This window comes from Pseudoalteromonas sp. MMG033, assembly GCF_057197785.1.
Window position 1 is genome coordinate 884,960 of sequence record NZ_JBXVAL010000002.1, and the last position, 17,587, is coordinate 902,546.

Genomic DNA, 17,587 nt, shown 5'->3' on the forward strand with positions numbered 1-17,587 from the left:
ATGCAATCGTTTGCATTTTAAAATTTAATAACGGCTGTTAATGACCTCGACCACTCTTTATCTAGATTTTCACACTTGATTGACACCAATACACTAGCTAGATTGGCGTTCAATCAATGTGATTTCCAGTTGACTAGAAGCAACCTGCTCACCGTCTAACTGAGCAAGTAACTTGCTCACCAAGAGCTCACCGGCTTGCTTGGTATCCTGTCTAACCGTTGTCAGTGACGGAAAACTAATATCAGCCATTGCAATATCATCAAACCCAACGACGTGTACATCATTGGGAATACTCACGTACCGTTCTTTTAGTGCTTTCATCGCACCTAATGCGACCATATCACTACAAGCAAAAATACCATCAAAATCAAGGCCATCGTTACGTAACTTGTGATTTATCGCCTCATAAGCTGCTTGGCTGGTAATATCTATTTTCAATAGCTGGCTTTGCTCTGTTAGACCCGCACTCTTGATTACAGTACAAAAACCGCTATATCGCTCACCCAATTCAGCATGCTCAGGCTCACCTAAAAACAAAGGCGCTTTGCACCCTTTTGACATCAAATGTTCCGCTGCAATCTTTCCACCAAGGAAGTTATCACTGCCCACAATGACATAATCCGCCTTGGTTTTTGGGTCGCCCCACACAACCAATGGCATACCCGCTTTAGATGCGGCCTCAATTAACGCCTGCTGCTTGCCTTGACCGACCACAATGACTCCGTCTGCTCGGCGTCCGTCGATAAAGTATCCGTGCCAATCTTCTCCAGCCATAAATGAGTTAGACAATAACAGCTCGTACCCTTGACGATTAACCGCCAAATTAATATCACTCACCACTTTGAGTAAAAACGGGTCATCAATGGACTGCTCTGTTTCTGAATCAAGATTAATCAACACCGCGATAACTTTGGTTTTTTGCAATCGGAGCCGGCTCGCTGCGGCATTTAAACTAAAGTTATGCTCTTTTGCGAGCTGCTGAATGCGCTCACGTGTTTCTAACTTAATTAAAGGATTATCATTCAGGGCCCGTGACGCTGTCGACGTTGAAACACCAGCCAACTTAGCCAGATCTGCCAGTTTTAGTTTTTTTTGTTGCATAGCCCACCCACTACATCAAAGCGCATTTTACAATGCTTTGGCATGACTTTATGGGCTGATACCCACAATACTGTTCAAGCCATTAGATTAAACTAACCAAGCGCATTCATCCACAAAGAAAGGCTGGTCGCCTCAGTTATTTTCGTTTAAAGGTGTTTCTTTATTAACCCTTTGTTTTTGTTATCTCCATGTATAGCTCCTAAGTTATAAAAAAGCATGCACATGCGGCATAAGGTAAACCCAAGGTAAAAAAATATCGCAACACCCTATTGCAAACGTTTGCATAAAGTTCTATTTTAGAATAACGCCCAGTGCAAACCAATTAAAAATACGCTGAATTACAAAATAACTTAGTTCAGTTTTGTGGCGAAAAGCGATGCCGGCGCGCAAGTCGGCCATTATGACAACACATATGACACAACCAAGGGAGCAGCTCCTGTGAACTTAGGCAAGAAGTATTCTGCACTTGCAGCAGCGGTTATGGCCGCAATTACATATTCAAATGTAGCCAACGCTGAGCAACAAAATAAAGCCAAAGACAAGGTCGAGACCATTGTTATTTCTGGTACACCAGGTGGTATGGGGATCCGTAAAGTAGATGCCGCATATGCCGTTACTAATGTTGATGAATCTCTCATTGAGCGACTCGCTCCAAAAAGTACAGCTGATTTGTTCAAAGCCATCCCAGGTGTTTGGGTAGAAAGCTCTGGTGGTGAGTCTGGTGCTAACATCAATGTTCGAGGATTCACTTCAAGTGGAGACGCTCCATTTTTAACAGTCAGCCTTGATGGTTCACCGGTTTACCCAGCTCCAACGCTGTCATTTTTAGAAAACTCGTCTATTTTCCGCCTTGATGAAACCATCTCAATGATGGAAGGGCTTAGAGGCGGACCAAACCCAGTATTGTCTAACGGACAACCGGGATTAACCACTAACTTCCGACTTAAGCGTGGTCAAGCAGACACTGAAGGCACCTTCAAATACACCACTTCAGATTATGGCCTGCAGCGTATCGATGGCGTCTTAAGTGGCGAAGTCAGCGAAGACTTATACTACATGGTGGGCGGCTATATCAAACGCTCATCAGGGATCCGCGACGCGGGCTTCACTTCTGAAAAAGGCCACCAATTTACCATTAAACTCACCAAAGAGTTAGAGAATGGTGAAATCAACGTCTACACTCGACAAACAGATGATACGGGAGCTTGGTATCTTCCTACACCACTCAATGAAGCTGGAGTTGATGCTGAATATACGCAGCTAGGCACATTTAATCGTCAAGCTACTGTTTCTGCAGGAAACGGCCAAGTTGATATTGATTTAGCCGAAGGTCGAGGCTGGGACGGTCATGTCTCAGGCGGTAGTATTTCTCTTGAGCTTGGTAATGACTGGCTCTTTATCGACCGCTTTAGTTTAACCCAAGGTAAAGCAAATACTTATGGTCTAGTTCCTGCTGGTAATGCTATGAATTTATCAGAAGTTGCTGACAATGGCGTAAGCGCAATAGGTGTTGCAACGGGTAAAGAATATGGCGCCGACACGCGTATTCAGGACTATGGCCGTTGGGTGGTACTCAAAGATATTGAAGCCTTTACCAATGACTTAGCACTGAGCAAAGATTTTGGCGTCATTAGCAGTGCCTTTGGTATTTACACCGCAACGACCTCAGCCAAAGATTGGTGGAGCCTAGGCAATACCGCATACCATGTTTTAGAACAAGGCGGTGAAATGCTGACAGGCATTGCATGTAACGATTCATTTGAAGGGTGTGGTTTTAACTACGACATTAACAGCAATGGCGATGCAACGACCCTTGCCTTTTATACGACCCATAGTTACGAAGCCACTGATAGCTTAACTTTTGATTTAGGCCTTCGTAATGAACGCCACCAAGTAGATTATACCGTTGATGAAGGTCTTGACGGCATGATCACTAAATCGGTTGACTACAGCGCACGCAAAACATCATGGACTGTCGGTACTGATTACAAATTAGATGATCAAAGTGGCGTTTTTGTGCGTTTCAACAAAGGCTTTAAAATGCCTTACTTTGACGATTTCAGAGACAACTTTGATGATTATTCCGCAGGTGATGAGCTGATAAAAGAAGTGGCACAAAGTGAAGTCGGCTACAAGTTCATGGGTGAAAACATGGACTTCTTCGCAACGCTTTTTGCAAATGAAGTGAAGGGCGAGTCGTTCTCGATTCGTCCAGATTTACCTGCACAGCGCTTTACCACTGAAGCACATGGTATTGAAATAGATTTTAACTACAATCATGAGTCAGGTTTCAGCGTTAACTTAAATGGTACCTTGCAAAACAGTGAAGTCGCACAAAGCCCAGATGCCACACTGACGGGCAACAAGTCACAACGTATCCCTGATTGGCAATTGCGTATTACACCAAGTTATGAATTTGAACTTGGCGATATGTTCGCAACAGTTTACAGCACTATCTCAGCAGTTGAATCACGTTACAGCGACATTCAAAACACGCCAAGTGCTGTGTTAGATGGCTATGAAAAGATCGATATAGGTTTAACACTTGAGCCAATGGAACAAGTGCAGGTGCAAGTTGCCATCGATAACTTAACTGATGAACAAGGCCTAACTGAAGGTGATCCGCGTAACCCAGCGGCTGCCAATGGGCGTTATATTCTACCTCGCAGCATAAAGCTCAGCGTTGCCTATAACTTCTAATCCCAAATTAAGTCCATGTTGAGTGGACACACAGAAAACTAACGACCAAAGCCCAACGAGGATCACCTTTATGTTGGGCTTTTTTCTTTCTACTAACTACACTTAAAAGTACTTAATGCACTTTTTTACATAATGCATTCATTCATCTTGTAACAAAGTGGTAAGTAATACTCTTTGCAAATTTTAATGATGTTCACTTGTTAGCAATATTATAAAGATGCTCAATACTATGCTTCGCAAGTGCTGGAGTGAAATTAATGAATATTGAAGACATACAAAAAGGTGAATGGTTAGAATATCAAGACCACCCTGTTGAGGTTTTAATTGTCGATAGACGTAATCAAGTCGTGACGGTTTGGGATGAACGAAGTCAAAGGAAGATAGATTTACATGCTGATTTACTCAAAGACGATCCACAGTGCCACTGTGATTCATTTCTCTACTATTAATTAAATGCCCAAAGCTTAATCACTGCTTTGGGCTTACTCAAATTATTGTTTAACTAACAACCACTGCGCATTTTCGTCGCTTGCATTTCCCTTACGAGATAAATGCACTTGACCAGACTCAATATCGGCCCAGACATATTGCTGCCAAAAATCATTCTTCAAATTTACGCGGGAGCCATACGTTTCAATATTAAAAGAGGCTTTGTCAGGGGACGTCCAAAGCTTAGCATCACCGGTAAAGTTGTTTTTATAACTTAAAAACAACTCTGCATTTTGCCTTGTCCTAAAATAGGACTCATCTCCTTCACCTTTAACCAAAATAAAGTCAATTGGCGTTGCCTGCTCAACATATAAAAGCGCATTTTTCACTTCACTGCTTTGAGAACCGATGGCTTTACCGTTTCTGGCATTATGGATATGAACAACCTCACCAGTATCTGCGTCAAGCTGATTTGGCTGCCAATCCGCTGGTGGCGTTTTCCATGTTAAAGATTTCCACTTCCAATTATATGGCATATTAATCAATGGATCGTTGACATCACCGTAACCCGCTTCAGCTTCAATATTATACAAGCAGTGTCTTCGTTCTTCTTCGAGTTGTGCGACGCGGGCCAGCTGATCTGTGGTACCGACTTTAAGCTCAGTCATGCAGTCAATTAGAGACTTTCCTTTGCCCTGCTCGCCCGGTGCCAATACATAAGTATGGTCACGCTTTGCTTCATCATCATACCAATTAAGCATGGCTTGCTCATCAAATGATAGCCAATTGTCCACCAGCTGCTGCGCCTCCAACTGAGCTTTTGCTTTGCGCTCTTCTTGCGGTAAGGCCATGGTGCGGATAAATGCAGCCCAAAGATCTTTACTGGCTTCTAAAGACACCAAAGCAACCGGCTTTATATTGCTTGGCTTATAGACCTGCCAGCCGCTTTGCCCTCTTGACTCAGGCTTCCAGATTACATCACCGCTTTGGTAGTTAATTGCTTCTTTTGTATCATGAGTATGCTGTTCAGCCCCTTCAGAGCAAAGGTATGCTTTGACTTGCCAAATTTTTTCATAATTATCAACCGCTAAACGTACCGTATGCTCTGGACTGAATGAGTCTTGAAACAAGTGAACGGCTCGGCCGAATAAAAAGTAGTTGTGATCAACTTCAACCGCTTTAGCATAACCGCCGCCATCCCACACTCTGATATTTTTAGACTCGGCAGTAGCGGCATTAACAAAATGATTTATAAACCGGATTTGCGCGCGCTTTGCTGCGTTTACTCCACCAATACCACCAATGTCGTCATAACGGCGCATAAAGTGGTCTTGCTGCAAATCCGCAGGCTCTTGCGCGACGGCATTGAAGCAGTTTGGCCCTGTCGGATCAGCGCTGGCATTCGTGACATTAAAACCAGCAATATCAACCCATCTTTCACCCACAATGGCTGCAAAGATAGCATCATAACCAGACCAATAAGTCCCGTCATCGTTTGTGTTAGATAAGATCCTTTCAACTTCGTGTTGTGCTACGTTTAGCTCAATAGATTTCGCTAAGCCATTATCCCAATTTAACCTTGGATCTTGGCTATCGCTGACTCGCGTATCTTGCCCCATCAGCTCTAATGCAGAGGTGCGTGTTAGCCATTCATGACCAATTGGCATCGCGCCAGCACCACCTAATTGAGTAAATGCCAACGCTGAAGAACTCGTGACCATAGCAGCCACAACACATGAAAGATATTTTAATTTCATAATTACTCCTTTTAAAACGAGTAAATTTTTACACAAAATTAAAATAAAAGCTCTAATTTTTGAATTTTATATTGCTTAAAATTAATAGAGAAATATAAAACATTCCATATCGCACAGTGAATTTATATAAAGCAAGTATATTCATGATGTTAGTGAAGCAGAGACGGCACTACTTGCATGCAATATAGCCGTATCATAGAGTGGGATCTCTGTATCATTTTCGTTAACAAGCAAGGCAATTTCTGTACATCCCAAGATGATTGCCTCAGCCCCTTGTGACTGAAGTTTTGCAATAACATCTAAATACACTCGTTTAGAATCTGGCTTTATGTCACCTAAGCACAGTTCGTTATAAATGATATCGTGAACCACTTGTTGGTCATCCTCATCGGGCACAATCACATCAATATCAAATATATTTTTAAGCCTGTCCCTATAAAATGGCTCAGACATGGTAAATTGCGTGCCGAGCAGCCCAACCTTGCGCTTTCCATCTTGTTTTAATTGTTCTCCAGTTGGGTCCGCAATATGGATGAGGGGAATATTAATTCCAGACTGTACTTCATCAAAAATTAAATGCATTGTGTTTGTGCAAATAAGGATGAAATCAGCCCCTGCACGTTCAATGTCTTGGGCATCTTGGGTGAGCAATTCAGCCATCACGCTCCACTCATTAGCTTTTTGCAGCTCTGCGATAGGGGCAAAATCAATGCTTTTCATCACAATTTTAGCCGAATGCAAACCACCCAACTTTGATTTAATACTTTGATTAATATACTTATAATAGTTAGCTGTTGACTCCCAGCTCATACCACCCAGTAAACCAATTGTTTTCATGTTTTATCCTTCTGCATATGGCATATTGCGTACTTAGAAAAGCACATTAAAAATGCTAGTGCCATATGTATACATTGGATGGCAAACATTTCAACTATGAATAAAAAAACATAAATCAATGTTCAGAGTTTTATAGCGACCTTAGTTATACTAAAAAGCCGCATTCATGGAACACAGCTTCACCGCTGAACTGCTTTACTAAAAAGAATAGCGATATGTAACACCCAATTGATCCATATCCGCACTATCAAAATAGCTCAGCACAATACTTGAATCGCCATAATGTGCTTGCACACCAAGTTCAGCCCATGCACCGTCATTACTTTTTGCTCCTTTAGGGTCAAAGTACTCATACCCTAAACGGGCGTATCCAGAAAAATGTTGATTAAAGCGGTGCTCATACTCAGTAAAAAGGCGATAAAAATCACCTTCTAATTTCCTATGGCGCATATCCCAATCCATTTCTCCGATACCTGCACCGAACGAGAACCTACCCTTGTTTGTTTCATAGGCAATATAGCCAAGCTCAAATAAATTTTCGTCTAGGTCAAGATCAAACTTACTGACGCCCCCTTCTAACGTATCTCCTTGGCGTTTTACTGTGAGACTTGTGTATATACCATTCTCAAATTCATAGCCAAAACCTAACTGGATCCCATCAGGCTCCACTTTCGATTTATCTCCAAAGTCACTTTGTGTGTAACCAAACTCGATGAATGTCTGTTGAGTTCAGCCGCTTGTACATTTAACCCAACAACTGACAACACCATTATAAATAGCTTACTTTTCATTACTTTATTCCTTCATCTAACACTTGCAAAAATGGTATAGGAGATAAAGCAAAGGGTCTGTATCAAAATGTCTCAATCATTATCAAGCTATAGAATTGAACATCTTCTCGAATTGACGACAAGTACCGAAGTTGTTGAAATAGGAAATGGACCAGCTTTTTACACCAGTCCCAGAGAGAATCATTTTATTAATTAAAAAGAATAACGGTAGACAAAAGCGACTTGCTCAACAACTTCACCCTGAGAAAACTCCCATGAGAAGCTTGATGACTCCCAATGTGCTCTAATACCTATTTCTGTCCAAAGACCATTTTCACTGCTTGCGCCTTCACCATCGACAGACTCATAACCAAGCTTGGCAAAAGCAGAAAAATACTGGTTAAAACGGTGGTCATACTCAGTATAAACACGATACAGTTCTGCATCATTACTGTTATCTTCAACACTCAAGTCTAAAGCACCAATAAAAGCACCTATAGAGAAGCGACCACTTTGAGCTTCGTGCGCAACGTAACCCAGTTCAATTAGATTTTCATCAAGCTCTACGTCTTGGTCAAACAAGTCAACTAGAAATGTTTCTCGGTGTCTTTTAGTATGAAGTCCTGCATATATACCGTTTTCAAACTCATAGCTTAAACCCAGCTGATGACCCACTAAGTCGTAGTCAGTTTTATCAAAGTATTTTTCTTCTTTAAAATCTGACTTTGAGTATCCGATTTCTAGGTACGTTTTACTTAAATCTGTCGCTTGAACATTGAGACTCAAAGCCGCCAGTGCTGACAAGATAAATGCCTTTTTCATTATGTATGCCTCCATAAAACAATATGGAAATTTTAATTAAGCGCATACCGAAAAGCCGTTTTAAACTGTTGTAAAGCACATCAATATTCAGACAAAGATTGGCATTTTTCAGACACTGCATTTACATTCATTTACATAGCAATGAGGAGATAAAAGTCTAACAACACACAGAACTCTCAAACTTAATTTTAAGTATCATATGGTTAGCGAGATTTAAGAATAAAAAGCCTTATCAATTTACTAGACAAGGCTATGGAAGACACTTGAATATACGCAGCCTCACAGCCATTAACGCTGTAGATTAGCGTGCTAAAAGGTAGGTTTTTGCTGCATCAATAAAGACGTCTATTTTATCTTTATTGATGCCAGAGTGAGTCACAAAGCGCATACCTTGATAGCCTGGGGTAATATTAATTCCTTTACTGAACATCATCTCAGCAAACGCCTGCATATCCACACTGCTGTCTACGTCTAAAAATACAAGGTTAGTTTGCACCTCATATCCAGAGCTATTAAAGCCTGGTAGTTCGTTAATACGCTGTGCTAAATATCGCGCGTTTTCATGATCCTCTGCTAATCTAGCTACATTATTTTTAAGTGCAAAGATCGCCGCAGCAGCCAAGATCCCCGCTTGGCGCATCCCTCCACCTAACATTTTTCGCAAACGCCTCGCTTTTTCAATAAACTCTCTATCACCCAATAATAATGACCCAACAGGCGCCCCCAGCCCTTTTGATAAGCACACCGTCATAGAGTCAAAGTGCTGACTGATTTCTTTCACATCAACATCTAATGCAACTGCTGCGTTATACACTCTGGCACCATCTAGATGCAGTTTTAATGCGTACTTTTTCGTTAATGCTCTGGCTTCTTTTAGATAATCAAGGCTTAAAACTTTACCGCCTATGGTGTTTTCCAAGCTCAGCATTTTTGTCCGAGCAAAGTGGAAATCATTTGGCTTAATTGCAGCGACTACTTTATCTAAGCAAATACTCCCATCCGGCAAATTCTCAATAGGTTGAGGCTGTACCGAGCCAAGTACAGCAGCCCCACCCGCCTCATATTTATAGTTGTGTGCATTTTGGCCGCACACATATTCATCGCCTCTGTCACAATGCGCAAGAATTGCCAATAAATTCGCCTGCGTCCCCGAGCTTACAAATAAAGATGCTTCAAAACCATGTTTGACACAACTATATTGTTCCAACTCATTCACCGTGGGATCATCACCATATACATCATCACCAACCATGGCATTACTCATTAATCGCCTCATATCTTTACAAGGCTGTGTCACTGTATCTGAGCGAAAATCAATCATGCAGCTTCCTTAATTAGGGTCTAAGATTTGTGATATATTCAATGACGAATATACCACGCTAAGCTGACAAATAAATCGCAAAAAGACCTAACTGCCCAATAAGTAAAGCCATGTAACCTGTATCGTTTACATTGGACTTGGAAGTGGCTGTTTGTCTTCTACAATACCAAATTCTTGATTAAGAACTGGACAGGAAAGTGGCCCTTCTCTATTCGTCTGATAATCTTCAACCTGCTCTAACTCTTCCCCTTCAATCTTTATCATTTTTTCAATACCTGCAGGGGTGTATAAGATCAATACTTTTACTTCCTCCTCGGTATCATTTCTAAAACCCCGTGTCGTACCTGCAGGACATAAAACGAATGTACCAGGCGTTGCTTGATAACTTTGCTCGGCGTCAAATATAGTTAAAGTCCCACTGATCACTAAAAATGATTCCTGTTCATTGGCGTGCGTATGAAATGGGCCGCCTTGTCCCGGCTGTATCAGCGACTCAATTAGAGAAAACCGTCCCTCAGTTTGCTCTGCATCAATCATTATCCGATACAAATTACCCGCAGACGCAAGATAACGTCCGCTATGAGGGTAATTCACGATAATGTGATTTTTTTCTTTTTTCATTATGTAATCCTTTTTACTAAAAACGTATTTAAAAACAGATATGTATCGCCAAGCAGATTTACTATCTGCCCAATAAGCACCGCTTAACCGCTATTGATAGATCACGGTGATAAAAAATAACGAGAGGCTTAAACCAACACCAAATGACACATGAGCCATAAGACTTTTCAGGCGCACGCTATTTGGCTGTGGCGTTTTACTTGCCGCGATCCCCATGCCAAAGCAAGGCTGCATGATAAAATATGGAAAAATAACAGTGAGTGCCCCAAACAGAATAGCGCCTACAGAGCTGAGCAGGGACACGTGTATCCACAATGAAGAGAGAATGAAGATAAGCGAAAAAACGACACCAATTACATAATGTGCGGTCCATCCAATTACGCTTTCATGTTGCTTTGGCATGGCTTTTACGATATTCACATGCACCGCTTGACCGTATAACAAGTGCCCCAGCCACCGCCCTACCAATGCATAATTTAATGGTTGCACGTTAAAAACATGCTTTACAAACACACTCCAAATATCCATAAATAAAGTCGCGCCAACTCCCAAAAACAACGACAAACCAATAAGATGAAGTGCACTTTCTCCCATGTACATATGTATCTCCAAATAAACACAAAAATCAAAATGATTGGAAAACTATGCCACTTAAAGTCGACTTGAGGTCAAGAGGGAAAATTGAAAAATAATGAGAAATAAAAACAACTGTAGATTGTTAATAAAATAGATTGAAAGAAGTCAAAATATAATTCAAAGTGCCTTTTCAGGAGAGAGAAACTGAGACAATGACTGAGTTAAATCTTCAAGCAGTATGGGTTTGGTAATATAGTCATTCATACCTGCCTCAATACAGGCCTCTCTGTCCCCTTTCATGGCATTTGCCGTTAATGCCAAAACAGGGATTGCTCTAAATTTATTGCCTGCCTCTCCTTCTCTAATCAGCTTTGTTGCCTCAAACCCATCCATGTAAGGCATCTGACAATCCATCAAAACCAATTTATATGGGTTTTCACACACTACCAGCTTATCAATCGCTTCTTGACCATTATTTGCCATCTCCACTTTCAGCCCCAAAGTGGTCAGCATTTTTTTGGCAACTAGCTGATTAACTGGATTATCTTCAACAAGCAACACCCACTCACCCGAAAAAGCAGTGAGTGCCTCCTCCATACTTTGAACACTATCTTGCCCCTTCCTCAAAGACTGCAAAAAGTGCTCATAGTCATTTTGTGTAAAAGGCTTAGTGAAACGACGTGTAAACCCAAGGTCTTGATAGTGCTGACTACTTTTTAAATCATTGAGTAAAGTTAAAATAATTGCAGTGATCGGCCTATCAATTTTAAGCTTTTTCAGCCAGCGCTCAGCTTTTTTACCCGCTACTAAATGGCTGATCACAACAAGATCTGTCTCATCATTTACACTCAATTTTAGATCTTCAAAACTCGTTACCACTTCAACCGACTTTGCTTGTTTGCTCATCATGCTTTTCAAAATGTTGGCAGTCGTAACACAACTTTCAGCAATAATGACTGAATTAAATTGCACAGGCAGTGGCGTCGATTCACGCGGAGTCGGCTGTAATAGGACTTCAAAATGAAAAGTGCTTCCCACCCCTAGCTTGCTTTGGACTGAAACATTTCCTCCCATTAGCTGGCATAAGGTTTTAACAATCGCTAAACCAAGGCCTGTGCCACCAAAACGTCTGGTTGTAGTCGCATCAACCTGTGAAAATGACTGAAATAACTTCTGTTGCTTTTCTTGTTCAATACCTATGCCGGTGTCTGTCACTTCGCCTATCAACCTAACTTGCTCAGCTTTTGGCTCAGTTCTGAGCGTAACAACGACTTCACCTTCACTCGTAAACTTTAAAGCATTACCGATCAAATTGCCCAGCACTTGTTTAAATCTAACAGGGTCACCAACCAGCCAGCGATTATTGACATGCTCGGTCTCGAGAACCAATTCTATGCCTTTACTATGTGCCGCATGTGCATGCGTTTGCACTAAGGCAGCACTTTGCGTCACCACATCAAATTCGACCTTTTCAATCTCGAGTCGACCAGCTTCTATCTTAGAAAAGTCTAAAATATCGTTGATAACAACCATTAATGAATCTGCGCTCGACTTTGCTGTGATTACGTAGTTATGTTGAACTTCGCTAAGCCCCTCTTTTTCTATTAGGTCCAACATACCTATCACACCATTCATTGGTGTACGGATCTCATGGCTCATATTCGCTAAAAATTCAGACTTATGACGAGATGCCTCCTCTGCTCTTTTTTTCGCTATTGCCAATTCATGATTTGTATTTAACAGCGCTTGCTGCGCCTGCTTGTTTGCAAAGTTATGTAATTCACCGACCATAATCGCAAAGCCAAAATTAAATATTAATTGCGCCACCATGATCGTGATAAAAAACAACTGTATATAAACGCTAGTGTCCGTCAGAATATTCATCGCACCATCACTAATTGGCGCACTAATTCTAAATATCCCAGCGGTGTTTAAACAGCCTAACCCCAAAACAACGAGTGCCCCAGATACTTCAAACCTATTCCTGCGGTGCTCAAGCATCACCTTAACCATCCAAATAGATGTGCATAAAATAGTGAAAACAGCCAGCTTTAAACGGTATACATAAGAGTCGTGCCAAAAAGTAAAAATCGTTATCAACACAACAAAACCAAATAAATATGCGGCCAGTCTCTCCCATGGCGGTCGCTTATCAACAGCGTAATACAAACCAACTAGCATCATTATCAGCGAAAGCTGGCCACATAAATTGGAGGCTATATGTTTAAAAAAGTAAGGCAAGGCATTTTGCGCCGCAAACAAACCAAAATTAGCAACAAGCAACCATGGGCCAACAGCCCAAAATACGGTTGCTTTGATATCTCGGTTTGCCATCCATAAAAAGGTCAGCGCAGTCGCAGAGGCAACAATCCCCACAGCACACATCAATAGTATTGTCTGGGTAGATAGCACTAGCATTAACGCCCCACCTTTATATTTAGTCGAAGTTGTTACTACTCAAAAAGTAGGAGAAAGGCTTGTTAAAGTAAAGATGGAATACTATAAACTTCAATAAATTACTGCTTTATTCCGTCATGAAACTGATAACGCATTTATCCACTTAGACTACAGTTGTCGTCAAATATACCCACCTTAAAATGAAAACAAAAAGTTAAAATTAATTTAATGTAAAATAAATACATCCATGCTAGCCTAGCTTCTGTTTTTGGGAAAATTAATAAAATCATATTCACCATCCAAAAACATAAAACTAAAAGGAAATTTAATAATGAAATTTACAAAAATCATGCTGGTCATTGCTGCGTTTTCAGCAGCCTCTACTGCTTATGCAGACTCAAATTTGGGTGTTAGTGTTACCGAAAAGCCTCGCCCGGGTGTACCGCAAGCAAGGTGGACATACATTAATATCACTGATAGTTACGGACAAAACCGAAACGCTAAGTTTAATTACAGTATTTCAAACTACAACATCAATTTTGATTGGGTAACAAATGATGGATTAACAGGTGGTTGTCGCATCTATTATGATGTAAATAAAGACGCTTCAACTGTATGGGATGATCAAGTTGCGAAACGCCGCTATGACACTACTAAGTTAATATTATCTAACTTAAAACCTGGTGATCAACTATTCGTACAATCAGCATTTGGCCAAAACTCTGCACCGTGTGAAGTCACTGTTTCACACAAAATAGGCCTTTAGATAAAGTTGAGGGTTCGCCCTCAATTTTTTAAAACAATAAATCTCCCCAATTTTAGTGCGAACCGAGCAGTTTGTGACTATCTTTCAAATACCGCAACAAACTCAATCGTCTTATGGAATTAATTGAGCTTATCTATATTAGTACTGTTACAACTCCAATGAGTGAGCAAGAGTTGGAGTCTCTCAGAAAACAGTGCGCTTGTGCGAATCAGTTAAAAAGTATCTCTGGTATGCTGCTTTACGACACGCATCATTTTATGCAGGTCATTGAAGGTGAGAAGCTAAAAGTAGAACAGCTATTTGAGCATATAAAACAAGATAAAAGACACACAGCAGTAGAAGCACTTATTTGCAACCCAATTGAAAAGCGCAACTTTAGAAAATGGGCGATGGGGCTGATAGATCTAGACAAAAGCCCATCATATCGTAAGGTGAGAGAATCTCGCCCCCACCGCCGGCTGCCTTTGAGCTATAAGCTCCTAAAATCATTTCGCAACCACGAATTTGAAATAGAAGAGCACATCAAGCGTTCTTTTGGCAGCTAACGCCTTACAATATTGCAGTTTTAGCACAAATTTATCACGTTAAGACAGACCTTGTGTAATTGACTGTAATGTAAAAAGTTGTCAAATACCGGAAAAACACATATTTCGTCCATTTTTCTGTTTTTTAATCCGTAATGTACATTTCTCAACTATTTATCTTTTATGGACAATATATATTTAAGCATCGCAATCGTCATTGCCGTACTGAGCCTTATTGCGCTCACAAGAACAAATCAGCTGCGTAAGAAGGATTTAAAGGTCTTAAATGAACTCAAAAAAGCAAAAGACGCACTGAGCAAATCCGTTTTGTATCATGGCACAAGTGACATACCTAACTACCTATTCTTTATGCAAAAGCTCATGAAGGTAGATAGAAAGTTCTCTAAGTTTCATGTGTCATTAATCAAGCTAGGTAAAACGCCAGTCTTCGACTCCATAGAGAGCAACCAAGAAACTTTGCAGCAGCTATTCAAAGAGGTTGGAAAATCCTGCCAACCTTTTGCTTTGGCACTGCATGACTCAGATTTTATGGTGATGGCGTTTGTTACTCATGATACTGGTTCAGATCAACAAGAAGCTGAAGAAAAGCAAAAAGAGATCCTAGAAAAACTGCCAAAACAGGTATGGGTCAATAACACCCAAGTCCCCATTGATTACGCGATTTCTTCAATGAGCCTAACTGGGCAATCATCGCTATATGGTATAGATAAGGTGCAAAGAAGATTAACTTTTTCAATGAAGTACGCACTGGAGTCGCCAACAGGCACTTTTTTCCATAATGAGAAACTTTATCAAGCAGAAATGTACAGAAAACATGTGCTGTTAAAGCTTATGAACAGCATTTCTTTTAATCCGGATGACTTTTACCTTGTATTTCAGCCTATATTCAAAACAACAAACATAGATCAGCCAAGACGCTACGAAGCACTTGTTCGCTGGAGAAATACAAAAAATTTAGGCCCTAAAGCTTTCATGCCGATGATTGAAGACAAACCTGAATTACACAGTGAGCTTACAAAAATTGTAATTAACCAAATCTATACCATGCTCAAAATAAAGCTGGATGCCCATGAGAAGCTAAAGCCAATACATATGAATATTTCGGCCCAGCTTTTAGAAGATGACAGTTTGCTAGACTATTTAAAAACAGTGATTAGAGATACCCCTTCAATTGCAGCATTTATCACATTTGAGTTAATTGAGGGTGGGGAATTAAAACTCGGTCAAAACGCATTAAACACATTAAGAAAAATGTCAAATCTTGGCTTTAGTTTCGCGATAGATGACTTTGGCAAAGGGGAAAGTAGCCATGAACTATTAACAAGTCGCTATTTTAACTCTGTGAAAGTTGATAAAAACTTCATTGCTAATGTAAAAGACAAAACAGCTCAAGCACCAAGACTAGATGCCATTATAAAAACAGCTCAAGAAAGTAGAAAAACAGTGATTGTAGAAGGCGTAGAAAACCGCTTTCAATATGAATATATGAAAAGATTTCCGAATGTGTATATTCAAGGGTATTTTGCATCTGTTCCGCTCACAATGAACGAATTTTTATCACAAGAACAAGACGCTGCGTAAATTACAAGAATAAGTCCTAAAACAAAGCCAGTCGCCATCTCATGTTATGAGCGTATACTGGCTTTATTTTTCATCTGCCTTAAGCCAAAACAAGCTGCCCTCCACAGAGCGCCAAGCCTTTAAACCACCTTTATTGATATATTCTTTAAAAGCACCTGAACCATGGCTGCTATCACTAAGCGTACTACTCACCGCAAGATTTATGATTTCTGGAAATAACCTTTTTGTGTCTTGCTTTAAAGCAATCGAAACCGGGTTATTACCATGTTGAGCATAGTTACATAATAGACGCGTAGCACTAGCAGCGAAATCATCTTTGCCAAATTTAGATAAAACTCGATTTACGGCTTCCCAGTCTTTTTGCCTGATATAACAATTACATAATTGGTAGCGATTGTTATAATAATCACTTGGTGCCAATTGCAGTAGAGTCTCAAGCTCAATTTTTGCAGATTCAAAGTCATCTAAATTATAATGGACCTGTGCTTTTCTAGCTTTCAATATGAGATAAGGCTGTACTTCATCTAGGCACTCTAATTCACTCGCATATTGCTCGATAAAGCTAGCAGTGATTAATTCACGTTCAATTACAGTGATCAATTCATGAATGAATTTAAGTGTTGAAGGACTATCACTACTTAAAATATCATTAAGATGAGTCTCAATTTTCTTGCGGTCAAAATTAGGCTGCGTACTTATTTCATCGGCTTCAGCTATGCATTCCTCAGAGAAGCGCATTTCATATGCCGTCTTACTAATACAGGACTCTAAATTCTGAAAAGCAAATATAACCGAGTCAGCGAAATCATCACAGGTGTTGAATACACTCTGTGCGCTTAAGTAGCTTTTAAAGCCCATAAGTTTTTTGGTTAGCTCACTTAATTGATGACTTTGCTTATCACTTAATGCAATGTTTTCGATAAAACTGAGCGCTTGTAGCATACCCGAACAATAATTTGGCAACGGCTTGTCCGCGAGTAGATCCTGCCCAAGCCTGCCCTTTGTGAGGTTACACTCCTCAGGTAAAGAAAAATCCCCACGCAATACCCTGTCCATGCAGGCATGATAAAACCGCAATAAAGCACTATAGCGTAAAGTTAGATCGGTGTTTTCTTCACCTAAAAGTTTTGTGATCCATAAGCTGGGTAATACGGTTTGTGGCGTTAGACCCAAGCCAATAATATATCCCTCGATATAAAATGGGTCATGCTGTTCATCTGACAAAAAAGACAGCTCATCTATAACTTTATTAATGCTTTACAATCCTTAAAGCCACGTAACTTTATGTTTTTTTTAATATGATACATGACTGAATATCTTATTTACACAAAAAAATAACGCACCGTTACCAAAACGACAAAAAA

Annotated in this window: 16 protein-coding genes; 5 read left to right on the top strand and 11 right to left on the bottom strand. The window is 40.4% G+C overall.

Translation table 11 applies throughout. From position 1 onward, the window contains the following. Positions 1 to 93: 93 nt before the first annotated feature. Complete coding sequence (locus AC2CZC_RS24950; protein ID WP_484585064.1) at positions 94 to 1,101, bottom strand: LacI family DNA-binding transcriptional regulator; 1,008 nt, start codon at positions 1,099 to 1,101, stop codon at positions 94 to 96. Positions 1,102 to 1,581: 480 nt separating this feature from the next. Between AC2CZC_RS24950 and AC2CZC_RS24955 the strand changes: the two genes are divergently transcribed. Both AC2CZC_RS24955 and AC2CZC_RS24960 read left to right on the top strand, forming a co-directional pair. Continuing rightward, a complete protein-coding gene (locus tag AC2CZC_RS24955; RefSeq protein WP_484585776.1) occupies positions 1,582 to 3,801 on the top strand; it encodes a TonB-dependent receptor in 2,220 nt (739 codons plus the stop codon). A gap of 257 nt (positions 3,802 to 4,058) precedes the next feature. Continuing rightward, the gene (locus AC2CZC_RS24960) at positions 4,059 to 4,250 is read left to right on the top strand and encodes a hypothetical protein (protein ID WP_284020572.1); all 192 of its coding nucleotides are present in this window, start codon (positions 4,059 to 4,061) and stop codon (positions 4,248 to 4,250) included. Between the two features lie 42 nt (positions 4,251 to 4,292). Here the strand turns inward: AC2CZC_RS24960 and AC2CZC_RS24965 are convergent, their stop codons facing one another. The 9 genes from AC2CZC_RS24965 to AC2CZC_RS25005 all read right to left on the bottom strand — a co-directional run bounded on the left by AC2CZC_RS24965 (position 4,293) and on the right by AC2CZC_RS25005 (position 13,352). Next, positions 4,293 to 5,987 (bottom strand): hemolysin D, encoded by a 1,695-nt coding sequence (locus AC2CZC_RS24965; RefSeq protein WP_484585065.1) that lies wholly within the window; start codon positions 5,985 to 5,987, stop codon positions 4,293 to 4,295. A 141-nt stretch (positions 5,988 to 6,128) separates the two neighbouring features. Beyond that, positions 6,129 to 6,824 carry an aspartate/glutamate racemase family protein gene (locus tag AC2CZC_RS24970; RefSeq protein ID WP_484585066.1) on the bottom strand — a complete coding sequence of 232 codons (696 nt, stop codon included), beginning with the start codon at positions 6,822 to 6,824 and terminating at the stop codon, positions 6,129 to 6,131. Positions 6,825 to 7,022: 198 nt separating this feature from the next. Further along, a complete protein-coding gene (locus AC2CZC_RS24975; RefSeq protein ID WP_484585067.1) occupies positions 7,023 to 7,493 on the bottom strand; it encodes a hypothetical protein in 471 nt (156 codons plus the stop codon). Then, entirely contained in the window at positions 7,469 to 7,615 is a 147-nt protein-coding gene (locus AC2CZC_RS24980; protein WP_484585068.1) for a hypothetical protein, read from the bottom strand. Before AC2CZC_RS24980 ends, AC2CZC_RS24975 begins: the two co-directional genes overlap by 25 nt. 192 nt (positions 7,616 to 7,807) lie before the next feature. Beyond that, on the bottom strand, positions 7,808 to 8,416 hold the full coding sequence (locus tag AC2CZC_RS24985) for a hypothetical protein (RefSeq protein WP_484585069.1): 609 nt from the start codon (positions 8,414 to 8,416) through the stop codon (positions 7,808 to 7,810). A gap of 301 nt (positions 8,417 to 8,717) precedes the next feature. Continuing rightward, positions 8,718 to 9,737 (bottom strand): low-specificity L-threonine aldolase, encoded by a 1,020-nt coding sequence (gene ltaE / locus AC2CZC_RS24990; RefSeq protein ID WP_484585070.1) that lies wholly within the window; start codon positions 9,735 to 9,737, stop codon positions 8,718 to 8,720. Between the two features lie 126 nt (positions 9,738 to 9,863). Next, positions 9,864 to 10,358, bottom strand: a complete 495-nt coding sequence (locus AC2CZC_RS24995) for a cupin domain-containing protein (RefSeq protein WP_484585071.1) — start codon at positions 10,356 to 10,358, stop codon at positions 9,864 to 9,866. Positions 10,359 to 10,448: 90 nt separating this feature from the next. Further along, positions 10,449 to 10,958 carry a DUF2938 family protein gene (locus AC2CZC_RS25000; protein WP_484585072.1) on the bottom strand — a complete coding sequence of 170 codons (510 nt, stop codon included), beginning with the start codon at positions 10,956 to 10,958 and terminating at the stop codon, positions 10,449 to 10,451. 153 nt (positions 10,959 to 11,111) lie between these two features. Further along, positions 11,112 to 13,352: an ATP-binding protein gene (locus tag AC2CZC_RS25005; RefSeq protein ID WP_484585073.1), complete on the bottom strand. Its 2,241-nt coding sequence runs from the start codon at positions 13,350 to 13,352 to the stop codon at positions 11,112 to 11,114. Between the two features lie 310 nt (positions 13,353 to 13,662). On the opposite strand from AC2CZC_RS25005, the gene AC2CZC_RS25010 reads away from it, so the two are divergent. From AC2CZC_RS25010 to AC2CZC_RS25020, 3 genes are all read left to right on the top strand, one after another. Beyond that, positions 13,663 to 14,097, top strand: a complete 435-nt coding sequence (locus AC2CZC_RS25010) for a hypothetical protein (protein WP_484585074.1) — start codon at positions 13,663 to 13,665, stop codon at positions 14,095 to 14,097. 113 nt (positions 14,098 to 14,210) lie between these two features. Beyond that, on the top strand, positions 14,211 to 14,642 hold the full coding sequence (locus AC2CZC_RS25015; RefSeq protein ID WP_484585075.1) for a BLUF domain-containing protein: 432 nt from the start codon (positions 14,211 to 14,213) through the stop codon (positions 14,640 to 14,642). A 162-nt stretch (positions 14,643 to 14,804) separates the two neighbouring features. Next, positions 14,805 to 16,223, top strand: coding sequence for an EAL domain-containing protein (locus AC2CZC_RS25020; protein ID WP_484585076.1), 1,419 nt, complete (start codon positions 14,805 to 14,807; stop codon positions 16,221 to 16,223). A gap of 63 nt (positions 16,224 to 16,286) precedes the next feature. On the opposite strand, the gene AC2CZC_RS25025 is transcribed toward AC2CZC_RS25020, so the two are convergent. Further along, positions 16,287 to 17,447 carry a hypothetical protein gene (locus AC2CZC_RS25025; RefSeq protein ID WP_484585077.1) on the bottom strand — a complete coding sequence of 387 codons (1,161 nt, stop codon included), beginning with the start codon at positions 17,445 to 17,447 and terminating at the stop codon, positions 16,287 to 16,289. Positions 17,448 to 17,587 lie beyond the last annotated feature (140 nt).